Source organism: Stieleria tagensis, from assembly GCF_024129865.1.
Lineage (GTDB): Bacteria > Planctomycetota > Planctomycetia > Pirellulales > Pirellulaceae > Stieleria > Stieleria tagensis.
In genome coordinates, this window is record NZ_JAMYFE010000043.1 from 18,216 (window position 1) to 31,674 (window position 13,459).

The window sequence follows — 13,459 nt, forward strand, 5'->3', positions numbered from 1 at the left end:
TTACTCCTGATCCAGCTACAGTGATCAAATTGGAATCGGCAGCGACGCTGTTTCCCACTTGGCACTTCACTCCTGTCTCTGGGCGCGGCCCGAAATGAATCACGACGCCGCAGAAGTTTCTCGCAAACGCACTTGGCCCAGCGGTGACCGCGACACTCCTCGCGTGGTCATCCTGGGAGCTCCGGATCGCCAACGGGTCCGTCGAGAATCCATCCGATTGCGGCCGACGATCGCCCAACATGCGGAGATCGTTGCCGAGGATTATGAGTTCGAATACGACTTCGATGATCCCGACATCGATTTGGTGCTGGTGCTCGGCGGCGACGGGTCGATTTTGCAGACCGCGCGGCAACTGGCCGGCAGGCAAATTCCGGTGCTAGGAATCAATTGTGGCAACCTCGGATTTCTAGCCGCGCTCTCGCCCGATGACTTTCTGGAAGTCTGGCCCCGTGTCTGCAGCGGCATCTTTGAAGTCATCGAACACCTGATGTTGGAAGTCAGCGTGATCCGTGATGGAGCAACCGTGGCCGAACAACTGGCGCTCAACGAAGTCGCCGTGTTGGGCGGTCCACCGTATCAGATCCTCGACATCGACTTGTTTGCCGATGGCAATTTGGCCACCCGCTATCGCTGTGACGGATTGATCATCGCCACGCCGGTCGGTTCGACGGCGCACAACCTGTCGGCAGGCGGCCCGATCCTGCGACGCAATTTGCAAGCCGTCGTGATCTCGCCGATCAGTCCTCACACGTTGACCTATCGGCCGCTGGTTGATTCGGCCGACACCGTGTTCGAGTTGACCGTCAGCGAGCCCTACGATTCGACGGGCATCGTCGTCGACGGTCGTATCCTCAGCCAAGTCATGCCGGGCGACCGGGTGCGTGTAAGACGCGCCGCCAGCGCCTTTGAAATGCTGTCGGTGCCCGGACAAAACGACTACCGCACCCTCCGCGAAAAACTCGGCTGGGGCGGTTCGCTGTAGCTGGCTATTGGCGACGTGCGGTGCGGACGATGTTGTCGATCAATTCCTCGTTCATTCGAGCGCGATATTCCATCAAGCTGTTGGGGCCTTGGAAACCGACGACGGTTTCGTCCCATTGAAGTTCTTTGCTGATCATGTGACCGGCATCGAGATCAAACTTGATTTCTCCGTTGCTAAGTTGCTGAACAACTTGAGCGCGGACGGAAGCGGCATCGATCGGAGTCAACGGTTCACTCTGAATCGAAATCGTTGCCACACCGGCTTTGACTTTTTCCAATGTGTACAGTTCACGAATCTTGATCGGTTTGACCAACCCGTCTTCGGTACGGGTTTTGATTTCGCGCGGGACCGCCCAGGAAGCGCCGATCGCGATCGGTTCCTCGGGCAATGCCAGGGTCAGCGACCCCATGCCCAGCGAGGCATTCGTGCCGCCATTGTTTTCTCGGTCGGTTTCCTGACCGCGGGCGTTGATCGAAACGGTCGATAGCTTGCGTCCGATCCGCTCAGCGACTTTGGAGAATTCACGTGGCGCTTCGTCACCGGATTCGCTGGACCAGCGGATCTCGTCTTTTTCACCTTGCTGCTGTGTCATTTCCACCGCATCGACAACGTGATCAAACGTCATCGAATCATCGCTGGCGGCGGCGACATCCCAATGTCGCTTGCTAACCGTATGAACCTGCGAAATTTCTTCGTCGCCCCGGATCCGTGTCTTCGTTTTGGCGACGTGCGTGACTTCGTAATTTAGCCGCTGGCCGTTCTGGAGCGAGTAGCGGAGCAAATAGGTTTGCCCCTCTTCGCTGCGGGCCGTGCCGGCAAACAACGGAGCAACAACGACACAAGCGACGGTCAAAATCAAGCGATTCACGATTCCGGTCTCCCTACACAAAACGGGTGAAATGGACCGTGAAACTCGCAGAAAACCAAATCCGCTGCAAGAGATGTTTTCTTCGCAACCCGACGCGGGGTGCATGTCAGCTTTTGCGGGGACTCTGAGTCTGGCGAAATACTCAATAGGAGTTTTTCAGGTTCTTCGGTTAAACTGCGGTCTTTGTCGGTGACCTGGTAATCCTCGGAGTCAATCGCATGGACGCGAACGAAGTGCAGCTGAAAGAAAAACTCGAACATCATCTCCAAGAAGCCGCACGCGTTGCGGCGGAAATTCAAGCCCTTGAGCAAGGCGAGCAGGTCCCCCACTTCGATCAGATTGAATTGCCCGCTCACCAACTCGGACAGCGATTCAGTCGAGCGATCCAGGAAGAACGGGCTCGTGAGGTCGCCCTTCAGAGGCTCGGGCGGGTGTATTGCCCCGACTGCAAGAAACAGTGCAAAGTCGAGATCGAACCCCGCTCGGTCGCCTCAATGGACGGCCCCATCGAACTGGCCGAACCGGTTGCCCATTGCCGTCGATGTCGACGGTCTTTTTTCCCCTCAGCGGATCCAAATGGGATTCGATAGCCGGCAATCGACACCGGGCTTCAAACGCCAATTGATCTTCATCAACGGGGAGACACGGTCGTTCAAGCGAGCCTCGCTGCTGATGGAACGTGTCAACGGATTGAAGGTCTCCCCCAACACTATCGAGCGAATCTGCTTGGAAGTCGGCAACGAGTTGGCGTCGGTCGCCCAGCAGGACTGGAAGGGCGTGCTCGAGGGCGAAGTCGTCACACCACTGCTCGCGGTGGTCAGTTGTGACGGCGGGCGGATTCGCACTCGCAAAACCGGTTGCGGCCCCGGAGTTCATTTGGACGGCCAAGGCTGGCACGAAACCAAGAACGCGATCTTCGTCAGCGCGACGAGCGAAACATCGGATGCTGATCCCGAGCCGAAACCGCCTGCGTGCTTTCTTGATCGCAACCATGTTGCCAAGCTGTGCGAGACCGCGAAAACCAAAGAAAACACTGGTCGCAATCAGTCTCTGCCAGAGGCCAAGAACTCGGCATCGAAGCGGAATGGCAAGCGTCAGCACGCCAAACACAAACCTCAAAAGGTCCATCGGACGCTGATTTCAAGCATGCGAAAATCGAAGGAGTTCGGCGTTCAGATGCGGCGTGAAGCGAGTCGCCGAAAGTTTGATCAAGCTCCGCGGCGAGCCTTTGTTGGTGATGGCTTGAGCTGCAACTGGAAGATCCACCAAGAGCACTTTGGAGACTATGTTGGGATTCTCGATTTCATTCACGCCGTGACCTACCTTCACCGCGCATCGCTCGCTTGCCGTGGCAAGGGTGACGCGGCGTGGGAGAGCTATACGCGTTGGATGACGATGACGTGGCAGGGTAACGTTGCCGATGTGATCGCGGAGCTTTCCGTCCATCGATCAGGCTTGGGCGCCGCTGCGGCTGATGCTGATGCTGATGAGGACGATCCGAGGGAACAACTTCGGCAGATTATCGGCTACTTAACCAACAACCGCGATCGGATGCATTACGCTCGTTATCGTTGCGAGGGTCTGCCGACGACCAGTGCGTGGATGGAATCAGCGGTCAAAGAGATTAACTTTCGGACGAAGGGTTCGGAGATGTTTTGGAACAATCCGGCCGGTGCCGAGGCGATCCTGCAAATCCGAGCCGCTTCGCTCAGCGACGACGATCGACTCGCCCGCTACCTGGCAGGCCGTCGCGGCTCCAGCCGACTGCGCAAGGCAAACCAATCCGCCGCTATCGCCGCCTGAATCTACAATCCCTGACATGCACCCCCCGACGCGTAAGCGAGGGATTTTCGCGATTGACCGAATCCCTCGCTTACGCGTCCGGTTAGGAAAAATTGATGTCGGATGCAAAATCGCTGGCTTCACAGCTCACGCATCGGAAGATGAAAGCAACCGCCACTTAAAAGAATCCGCCGCCACCGCCGCCCATCCCTCCACCGCTGCCAAATCCTCCGCCGAACCCTCCCCCTCCGCCGCCGCCACCAAATCCGGAAGGCCCTCTGGCGGGCACCGACACCTCCACCTCTTCGGAAACCGGGTCAACCGCAAACGAATTCTCGCGGAGCGTTTCAATCAGTTTTTCAATGTCGCGATGGACGTCCAAGGTCGTGGAAATAATGAGCGACGGGCGAGCGCCTGGAAACGGTGCCATCGTGGAATTACCGCCCAACGATTCCCAGGTATCCGGCGTAATCGAGGTTTCGATCAGACTCATCAACGAATCGTAGTCGCCGGCCAGCGTTAATCCCTCCAGCCAATAGATCCGCCGCAGCAGACTGTCCTCCGCCGCCTCTCGTGTGGTCACGGTATACACGTTGTTGATCACCGCTAGCGTCAAATCCAAATTGCGCAACATCTGCGGGAACAGATCTCGAGCCGGTAACTCACCCAGCTTGTACGTAACCGGAATTTCGGAATCGATCCCGATTTCTTCCAATCCACGAGCGTCGATCACAATCGGTATTTCCAGCTTCTGACTGATGCTCGCGATCGCTTCACGCAGCGGTGTCTGGTCAAAGTCGAAGTTGACTGGTTTTGCAAGCGTCATTTCACTTTGACGCATCATCTGGTCATCGGCGTTTAACCATTTGCTGGTTCCGATACCATGGTGCACGAGCGCATGGTGGTCAGTGGTAATCACCAACCCTTCGCTTTCGATGGTGGCTTTCAATCCCAGCGGTGACAGCAGTTTCCGCAGGGCGGTCCGCAGGGGCTGGGCCTGAGAGGAATGAGTGATCATGGCTGACGGGTCGAGCTCGGCGTATTGAATCGCTCGTTCATCTAAAATCACTGGCAGGCCAAGTGCCTTTTCCAGTTCGCTGTCGATATTGGAAAGCGAGTTGTTGATCACCATGTCAATCGGCATGTCGAGTTTCATTTGCAACGACTCGGCCAACGGCCCTTCCGCAGTCGCCGGGCGATAGCGGCGCTGCAAGATGACACGTTCAATGCCACCGGACGCAGCAGTGCCAACATTTGGCGGCTGCACTGCGAGATTCCCTGCGGCGACATTCCCTGCGGCAGGTTGCCCAGCGGTGGAAGCCGCGGTGTTGGCTGTTGCATCGGTTTGAATGACCGGTGCCACCGCTTGCGTGACAAACGGAGTTTCAACGGTGATCCTATCAGACCCGTTGTTGGATGCATCAGCGACGTCCAGTCCGGGCAAAACCAGCAGCGCCGCGAGCGCGGCGGCGGTTGATACGCCGACAACTAAATTCCAAGGATTCATGATTCGGTTTCCTGAAGCGAGAAGGGGGTGGAGAAGTTGATCCGACAGAGGAGGTGTGGGCAGTGGCCCGGAGCCGATGGTGGCCAGCAGCGACGCGCCGGCCGCAGATGCCTCGCCGGCGCTGACGGTCGTCGATCCGGCAGCGGCGAGTGCCAGCACCGGCACCACACCACGGCGGCGAAGTCGATCGGCCAACAATCGTTTCCCACGTTGTAGGCGACCGCGAACCGACCCCAGTGTGGTTTGAAAGTGATCGGCCATCCCCTGTAGCGAACTCCCCTCGTACAGTTGCATCACCAGCGCAGCGCGGTACTGTTCCGGTAACGAGGCGAGTTCCTCATCCAACACAATTGCATCGTGCTGGCGCGTGATGTTTCCCAGTGGGTCGTCGTCGATCGTCACCGGTTCGGCCGTGCTTTCAGAGGGAAGTTGATGGCGAGAGAGAGTCGCGTAGGCGGCGCGCTGTGCGACCCGATGCAACCATCCGGCCAAGCATTCGGGACGTCTGATTTTCCCGCTGCTTCTGGCCAGCATTAAAAACGTGCTTTGATAGGCATCGTCGGCGTCGGCGAGGGTGCGGCATTTCCGACGACACACCGTCAGCACCATCAGCGAGTGTCGCTGGACGAGAACGGCAAAGGCATCGGAGCAGCGATCACGCGCCCAAGCATCCAGTAATTCGGCGTCGTTGAATGTCCGTAGCGAGGCAAGCTGCCCGGCGTCGTCGGCCAAATCGCTGTCGCCCGTTTCGTCTTGATTGGTCATTGTTTTCATGGCATTTGGAATGTTAGTGAGACCAAACGGTCAAAGTGCGCGCGAAAAACCAGAATTTCTTTGATAGCGTTCGCGCACACGCCGTCGACGGACCTAGGTGTTTTCTGCCGATCAGACTACCCCTGGACGCGAGCAACTGCTAACGTAGCAGCATCGCGTCGCACACCGGCGGTCGGGTCCACGGCACTTTTTGCCACCATGCAAATCGCCATGACCCGATCGCCGGCGTGTGACATCCACGGTCACTGAAAACAACCTGTCGTGATGGCCTGAGAGTCCGACCAGAGAGGTTCTCCCGACTGCGTATTCGCAGGGCGCGGAGTGTTTTCACTATCCTCAAGATGTCACGTTTCCTTACCTGCGTTTTTCCCCAGCAGCGATGTTCTGTCGCTCTGGCGCAGCCGAGGTGGTGCAGTTTGGCGCGGTCTTTTCCAACGCCTGACTCATTGAAACACAATTCTTTTGTCCACCCCATCTGATCCCGACGCGGACGACACCGGCAATTCAGCCTTTGACTCGGCCCAGAGCGATTTCGCTGCCAACGCCGATTCACCGCCAGATCTGCCGCGAGATCTTTTTTATGAACCGCCCGGCACCGGTGACGACGTGCGTTTGGTTGCGTCTCCGCGGAACGAAGCCGGTGAATTAGACCACACCGAAAAATTGGCTCGGTGCGAGCAATTGATCGACTACCAATTCCGTGACCAGGACCTGCTGCGATCGGCCTTGACCCATGCCTCCGGTGCGTCACATCGTTTGGCCAGCAATGAACGCCTGGAGTTTCTGGGCGATGCGGTCTTGGGGTTCGTCGTGTGCGCTTGGCTGTACGACGACTATCCAGATTACAACGAAGGCGATTTGACGAAGATTAAATCCGCCGTGGTCAGTCGCCGCACCTGTGGCAAAGTGGCCTGCAAAATCGGGCTCGACGAGTGCTTGATCGTCGGCCGCGGTGTGACTCGCAATCGCAGCTATCCCAGATCGCTGGTCAGTGATGTGTTTGAATCAATCGTGGCGGCACTGTTCTTGGACGGCGGCAATGACATCGTCCGCGAGCGACTGAAACACTGGCTGAAAGCCGAAGTTGAATTGGCGGTCAAAAGCCAAGGATCGACCAACTACAAATCCACGCTGCAGCAACGCGCCCAGCGCGACATCGCTTGTACGCCGATGTATCGGATGAAAGGTGAAAGCGGTCCGGACCACCGCAAATCATTCTTAATCAGCGCCGTCATCGACGGCCAGGAATACATCGCCGCCTGGGGCACCAACAAGAAAGAAGCGGAACAAAAGGCAGCCGCTAACGCGCTAGCACAAATGAACGACGAACCGCTGCCCTATCCGTTGGACGAACCCCCGGAACCCGCTCCGCCAGAATGAACCAGCGGAGCGTGATTTTTGAAATTGCGTTTTATCCCAACCCGACGCGTCAGTATTGAAGATGCGCTTTTCATCACAACCCGACGCGTGAGCGAGGGATTTAGGGTTTTAACGGGATCCCTCGCTGACGCGTCGGGTTACCCTTCCCACGCTTATTTACCTTCGAGGATCAATTCAATCGCCTCTCCCGCGGGCGAGCGAATGCAAAGCTACTCCTGGGCGCTAAACCCTCGTTTGCGCAGCAGCGCCCCGGTGTCGACGTCACGCCCACGGAACGCCCGAAAGCCATCGGCCGCATCAATCGTGTCACCGACTTTGAAGACATTCTCGTACAGGCTTTTGGACAGTGCGGGATCGTAAAACGACCCGGCTTCCTCAAAGGCTTCGGCCGCATCAGCGGTCAATGCATCCGCCCACAGGTAGCTGTAATAGCCGGCGGAATAACTGTCGCTACTGAAGATATGCGAGAAATGTGGCGTGCGGTGACGCATCGGTAATTCCGCAGGCATGCCGATCTCTTCCAACGTCTGGCGTTCAAAAGTATCGGGATCAATTTGGGTTTGGTCACTGGTATGCAATTTCATATCCATGATCGCGCTGGCCAAGTATTCGACGGTCGCAAACCCCTGGTTGAACGTCGATGCCTTTTTGATCTTATCAATCAACTCCTGCGGCAATGGCTCGCCGGTCTCATGATGCAAACAATACTTCTGCATCACTTCGGGCGTGTCCAACCAATGCTCCAATAATTGCGACGGGAACTCCACGTAGTCGCGGGCGACAGCCGTCCCGGCCTGTGACGGGTATTTGACGTCCGAGCACAGACCGTGCAACGCATGCCCAAATTCGTGAAACAAGGTGACCGCGTCGTCCCACGAGATCAGTACCGTTTCGTCTTCGCCACCGGGGATGAAGTTCGAATTATTGGAAACGATCGGTGTTCGCGGTTGCCCCATGTTTTCTTGAACACGATAGGCCGTCATCCAAGCGCCACTACGTTTGCCGGCGCGGGCATAGGGATCAAAATACCACAGCCCAGCGGGCTGGCCGTCACGATCGCGAACCTGCCAGACACGGACGTCGGGATGAAACACCGGAACGTCAGTCGCGGGCTCAAAGGTCAACCCGAACAATTCCCCTGCCACCCAGAACATGCCTTCACGCAGCTTTTCCATTTGCAGATACGGTTTGACTTCGCCAAGATCCAGATCGTATTTCGCCTTGCGCACCTTTTCTGCGTAGAAACGGTAATCCCAAGGTTCGATCGTGACTTTGCCATCAGTTTCTTGATCCGCGATCTGTTGCATGTCGGCGACTTCCTCGTGAACCCGCGCGACCGCTTTGGACCAAACCTTGTTCATCAGTTCTTCGGTCGCTTCGGGGGTCTTGGCCATCGTCGGTTCCAATCGCCAATGCGCATGCGTGGGATAACCCAACAATTTGGCGCGTTCACGGCGCAGCCCTAGGATTTCGGTGATCAACGCGTTGTTGTCGTGATCGTCCCCGTTGTCACAGCGGTTGTAATAGGTCCGCCAAACCTGTTCACGCAGCGGGCGATTCTGGGCGTAGGTTAGAAACGGATCCATCGACGATCGAGTGTTGGTGACGGCCCACTGATCCGGTTTCTCGCGTTCGATCGCCGCCCGTTTCATCGCGGCAATGACACTGGTCGGCAAACCGGCCAAATCGGCTTGGCTGTCGACCCAAGTGACATAGCCTTTTTCGTCTTCCAAAACGTTCTGACTGAAATCCGTAAACAACCGCGCCAATTGACTGTTGATCTGTGACAATCGCGCCTTGTCTCTGGAATTCAGTTGCGACCCACGACGCACGAAGGTCTTGTACAAATCATCGATCAACCGCCGTTGGGCGACGGTCAGTGAGGATTTGGCGTCACTGTCATAAATCGCTTTAAGCCGCGCGAAAAGTTTTTCATTCTGATAAATACTGTCCGAGTGAGCGGACAGTTTGGGAGCGACCACACGTTCGATGTCCGGGACGGGGCCCAGATTCAAATTGGATGCGTAGACACCAAAGATGGCATCGAGACGATCGAGCGCGCGGCCGGAATTTTCCATCGCGACCACTGTGTTCTCGAACGTCGCCGGTTCGGGATTGTCGGCGATGGCTTGGATCTCATCGGTGGTCATTTCGATCGCGGCGTCGAACGCGGCAACCATTTCTTCGGGACGAACTTTGTCCCAGGGAGGAACGCCTCCATAGGGGCCCGTCCATGGCTTCAATAAAACCGAATCGGTCATCGTATTTTGCTCCTTGCGTGTGGAAGTTTCGCTTTCCAGGGCACTCTCCTGGGCATTCAGCAAGCCGGCGGTCAATACAAGTGTCCCGCAGAACAAGTTCGCAGCGATTTTCTGGATCATGATGGGTCAGTGGTGGTGAATCGAACAGCTTGAAAAAACGGTCATGCCAAATCCATGTCGGTCAACATTTCGGGTTGGCTGCCGCGTTTGGCCCGATTGCGTTTGTAAATCAGGTACAAGGCAACGGCGGCCACGGCCAGCAATGATATTCCTAGCAGTGGACGGTAAAAAATCCAGGCGATCCCGATCACAGTCAACGCCCCTGCGATCGTCAACAGTCCGGCAACGATCGCCGTCCCAAATCCGACCAGTGATCCGGCGATCGGCAGCACATCTGCCAGTACCACCAACGGTCGCAACAACATGGACAAACCAATAAACATCACCAGCGAACCGCCCCCACGCAACATCCAAGTCATGACGCGATTGGCCGATACCTCCTGGGCAATCATTTCCGCCGCACTGAGTGTGCCGTCGCGCAGCACATTGATTGTGGTCCCGAATTTTGTTTGATAAGGGCTGAACGTCTCACCGCTTTGCTGGCTCATTAAACTGACCGTCTGGACCGGTGTCGCCGTGAACCAGATTCGCGTGTCGCCGATTTGCGGTGCCCCAGACGGGGACGGTTCCGCGCCAATGGATCCTTCGGTCATCAGGCTGTTGGGTGTCCCGACTTCCGGATCGACCAATTCAAACAACGGTTTCTTCTCACCGTCCTGCTGCTTGGTTACCGCTGGATCGAACCGCTGTGAATTGCCGCCGCTCAGACCGGACTGCGGCGGTGCCAGGTTCGCAGAAAGATAGATGCGAGACTGGCCGCCGGGGCCATCCTTGCGGATCGAGGCGGCACGGGCGTATTCGGCTGGGACATTTGATTCGTCCAGTTCAACGGACTCATTTCCCGAGATCATATTGATCAGTGAATCGGGCAAACGGAATTGCCCCAAATTCACGTCTTGAGCTTGCTGGACGCGTTTAGAAAACAAAGCCTGGGTGGGGTTTTGATGGGTTGCTGCTTCGTCAAATCCGTCGGATGAAATCACACCGGGCGCCCAGTCTTTGTGATAACTGTACGTGGTCGTGGTTCGCGTCCCGCCGCCCAATTTCTTCTCTCGGTCGGTCTGTTTGTCTTCGACCCACTGGTACATCTCTACATGTCGGGTCAGCCGGATACCGTTGTATTCCAACCCAAACGCTTCGTCGCGGAGCAGGTCCCCGGTTTGAACCGTGCCCCCGGCATGCACCAATTTGCCCTCGTTGGCCGGATCGATCTGATCGGGTTGAATGTCGATGACGACCTTGGCGCCTTCCTTCAGTCCTTTCGCGGTCCGCACCGCCCGGCCCTCGTTCCAGAACAGCAGCGGAACCGAAACCAGGATCAACAGTCCGCCAAACAAGATGCCTTTGATCGCGCCGCCGATGCGTCCAAACCAAGACTGTTCTGAGACATAAGTCCCCATCTGAACTTTCTCCCCAAAAGAAATCTCAACGAAGGGTCAATTCTGGCCGCTACTCTAGCAGTTTTGGGCGAAAGGCTGGACGAGGGGGTGCCGATCGGGGCGACAATTTTCGATCATTCCGACCTCTCGGACTGCATCCGCCGGATTGGCAAAAGCGGCACAGTTGGAACACTCACTCGGATTCTACGACAGTTGTTCGATTGCCCACTCGGCCCCGCCCCCCATGGCAACGTACACAGCTTTCAGGGCCTGCATGCAATCAGTCCCCACCACCGCGCCGGAACTTTCGACCATCGGTGCTTTCAACTTGCTTGCGACTTAGGGTCCCACCCCATGCTCCGTGTCCTCGCCGTCATGTTCATCTTGTTTACGCTGTCCGCTTGCTTTGGCACCGCGATTGTCCTCACTGTGCCCCCGGTGGAATCAGCGCCCGAATCGACGTCCGACGACCTGGCAGACGCTGGTGACCGGAATGCATCAAGTGCGACATTCAATTCGGCGACGCCCGACCTACCGGACCGGATCCCGGGCCGCGAATACGAAAGCTACCAAGGTCTCGGTATCATTTCATCCAGCAAACAAGGCAACGGTGAAATGCGAACCTACCGAATCAAAAAACCGACCTGGGATCCCAAAGCCGCCGCCCCCACCCCAGGCACCGTCCGCGGCAATCCATTCTCCGATCAGCACCAATAAAACCCCTTTCCCCTTTTTTGGGGCCATTTCATCCAGCAAACAAGGCAACGGTGAAATGCGAACCTACCGAATCAAAAAACCGACCTGGGATCCCAAAGCCGCCGCCCCCACCCCAGGCACCGTCCGCGGCAATCCATTCTCCGATCAGCACTAATAAAACCCCTTTCCCCTTTTTTGGGGCATTGATGACTGTAATTAATCTTGCGATTTACTTCGTGTTGTTCGCTTTGATCTTGTTGGGCTGGGAGATTGGATCACCAGCCGGCAACCTCTGGGGACTCGTCGGAGCGATTGCGTTTCCGTCAGTCGTGCTCAGTGTCTTCTTTGGGATTTGGTCGTTCTTAGCGTATCTGTTTCCCTATTTCCCGCCTTGCTCTAACTGCGGGAACGGAGCCAACAACGGCAAATTTGAATCGACAGCGGACGACACAGTGGTATTCACCTGCTCATGTGGTGCTGCGCACCGAAAAACAACGGATAGAATCCATTGCCGTCGGGACGGTGAATGGATCCTCTACAAACGACGCAACAAATTCGGAAGGTGGAACGAGACCTGAACAATGAAGACAGAAAGATATTCCTGCCCCCCCACCATTCTTCTGTCATCTCCAAGTCGCACCAATAAAACCCCTTTCCCCTTTTTTCAGGCGAAGGCGTGACGCAGCATGTCGAGGCTTTTGGGGATGGCGGTTTCGTGTGATTCCTTGCCTTCGAATTCCAGAGAGATGTAGCCTTGGTAGCCGACATCGGCCAGGATTTTTGCCACTCGGTCGTAGTCGATTTCCAGCGTGTACCATGTGCCGCCGCCGTAGTAGGTCTTGGCCTGTACAAAAACCGCTTCGGGTGCCAACTGTTGGTACTGCTGATATTGGTTCTCTAAGAAATTGCCGGTGTCCAACGTCGCGCGCAACCAAGGCGAATCAATTTCATTGATCAACCGCAGCACGCCAGCGGCGGTGCGTCCCAAGCCCCAGTGGTTCTCCAGCCCCAGCACCACACCGCACTTCTCCGCGATCGGCAAACATTTCTCCAGTCCTTCTCGCACCCAAGCGAATCCGTCTTCGTCGCTGTAACCGTCCAAGCGTGGCTCGATGCCTTTGTTGGCCATGAGTTCGTCAAAGTCTTTGGAGGTCCCCCAACGCCCAGTGTTGACGCGGATCGTGGGAATGCCCAACGCATAAGCGAGTTCGATGCAATGAATCGTGTGGTCGACATTTTCCTGGCGAGTGTCGGCGTCGGGGAAAACGAAAGATTGGTGCGTGGAGAAACCACACAAATCCATCCCGGCGCGAAAGGCTCGCTGTTTGATCCGTTGCAGCGTTGCGTTGGATTCACTTTGCATTTGCACATGCAAGATTTCGACACCGTCAAATCCCGCTTCGCCGGCCAGATCGACACACTGCTCAATCGTTAGCTTGCTGTCATCGCGGTAGCGCCAGTAGGAATAGGTGGAAACGGCGATTCGATTGGGATGACGTTTGATCGCCTTTGATTGGAGCTGGTCCGGTTCTGCCGCGAGCAGTGAACGAGTGCCACAGCCAACCGCTGCAGACGCAGCCAACGCGCCTGCTACAAACTGACGTCGGCCGATCGATTGCCCCAAAGTCCGATCCGTTGGTTGATCCATAGAGTCGCTCATCGGAATTCCACAGGGTTATAGGTTCAAACAGAAAAGAAACGACCTTGATC

The 13,459-nt window shown here is 56.5% G+C and carries 10 protein-coding genes; 4 read left to right on the forward strand and 6 right to left on the reverse strand.

Annotation, left to right across the window (positions count from 1 at the left end; genetic code table 11):
- Nucleotides 1-94: 94 nt before the first annotated feature.
- Nucleotides 95-982, forward strand: a complete 888-nt coding sequence (locus NHH03_RS10215; protein WP_253155838.1) for an NAD(+)/NADH kinase — start codon at nt 95-97, stop codon at nt 980-982.
- Between the two features lie 4 nt (nt 983-986).
- Here the strand turns inward: NHH03_RS10215 and NHH03_RS10220 are convergent, their stop codons facing one another.
- Entirely contained in the window at nt 987-1,850 is an 864-nt protein-coding gene (locus NHH03_RS10220) for a hypothetical protein (RefSeq protein WP_253155840.1), read from the reverse strand.
- Nucleotides 1,847-2,206, reverse strand: a complete 360-nt coding sequence (locus tag NHH03_RS10225; protein ID WP_253155842.1) for a hypothetical protein — start codon at nt 2,204-2,206, stop codon at nt 1,847-1,849. The genes NHH03_RS10220 and NHH03_RS10225 overlap by 4 nt, the downstream gene beginning before the upstream one ends.
- 169 nt (nt 2,207-2,375) lie before the next feature.
- Here NHH03_RS10225 and NHH03_RS10230 point away from each other — a divergent pair, with 169 nt between their 5' ends.
- Nucleotides 2,376-3,653, forward strand: a complete 1,278-nt coding sequence (locus NHH03_RS10230; RefSeq protein WP_253155843.1) for a hypothetical protein — start codon at nt 2,376-2,378, stop codon at nt 3,651-3,653.
- A gap of 157 nt (nt 3,654-3,810) precedes the next feature.
- Here the strand turns inward: NHH03_RS10230 and NHH03_RS10235 are convergent, their stop codons facing one another.
- Complete coding sequence (locus NHH03_RS10235) at nt 3,811-5,913, reverse strand: RNA polymerase sigma factor (RefSeq protein ID WP_253155845.1); 2,103 nt, start codon at nt 5,911-5,913, stop codon at nt 3,811-3,813.
- 462 nt (nt 5,914-6,375) lie between these two features.
- Between NHH03_RS10235 and rnc the strand changes: the two genes are divergently transcribed.
- Complete coding sequence (rnc, locus tag NHH03_RS10240) at nt 6,376-7,293, forward strand: ribonuclease III (protein WP_390895553.1); 918 nt, start codon at nt 6,376-6,378, stop codon at nt 7,291-7,293.
- Between the two features lie 209 nt (nt 7,294-7,502).
- Here the strand turns inward: rnc and NHH03_RS10245 are convergent, their stop codons facing one another.
- Complete coding sequence (locus NHH03_RS10245) at nt 7,503-9,674, reverse strand: M3 family metallopeptidase (protein ID WP_253155846.1); 2,172 nt, start codon at nt 9,672-9,674, stop codon at nt 7,503-7,505.
- Between the two features lie 41 nt (nt 9,675-9,715).
- Entirely contained in the window at nt 9,716-11,074 is a 1,359-nt protein-coding gene (locus NHH03_RS10250) for a TMEM43 family protein (RefSeq protein ID WP_253155847.1), read from the reverse strand.
- 333 nt (nt 11,075-11,407) lie between these two features.
- Here NHH03_RS10250 and NHH03_RS10255 point away from each other — a divergent pair, with 333 nt between their 5' ends.
- Nucleotides 11,408-11,770, forward strand: a complete 363-nt coding sequence (locus tag NHH03_RS10255; protein ID WP_253155849.1) for a hypothetical protein — start codon at nt 11,408-11,410, stop codon at nt 11,768-11,770.
- Nucleotides 11,771-12,413: 643 nt separating this feature from the next.
- Here the strand turns inward: NHH03_RS10255 and NHH03_RS10260 are convergent.
- Entirely contained in the window at nt 12,414-13,409 is a 996-nt protein-coding gene (locus NHH03_RS10260; protein WP_253155851.1) for a sugar phosphate isomerase/epimerase family protein, read from the reverse strand.
- Nucleotides 13,410-13,459: the final 50 nt, after the last annotated feature.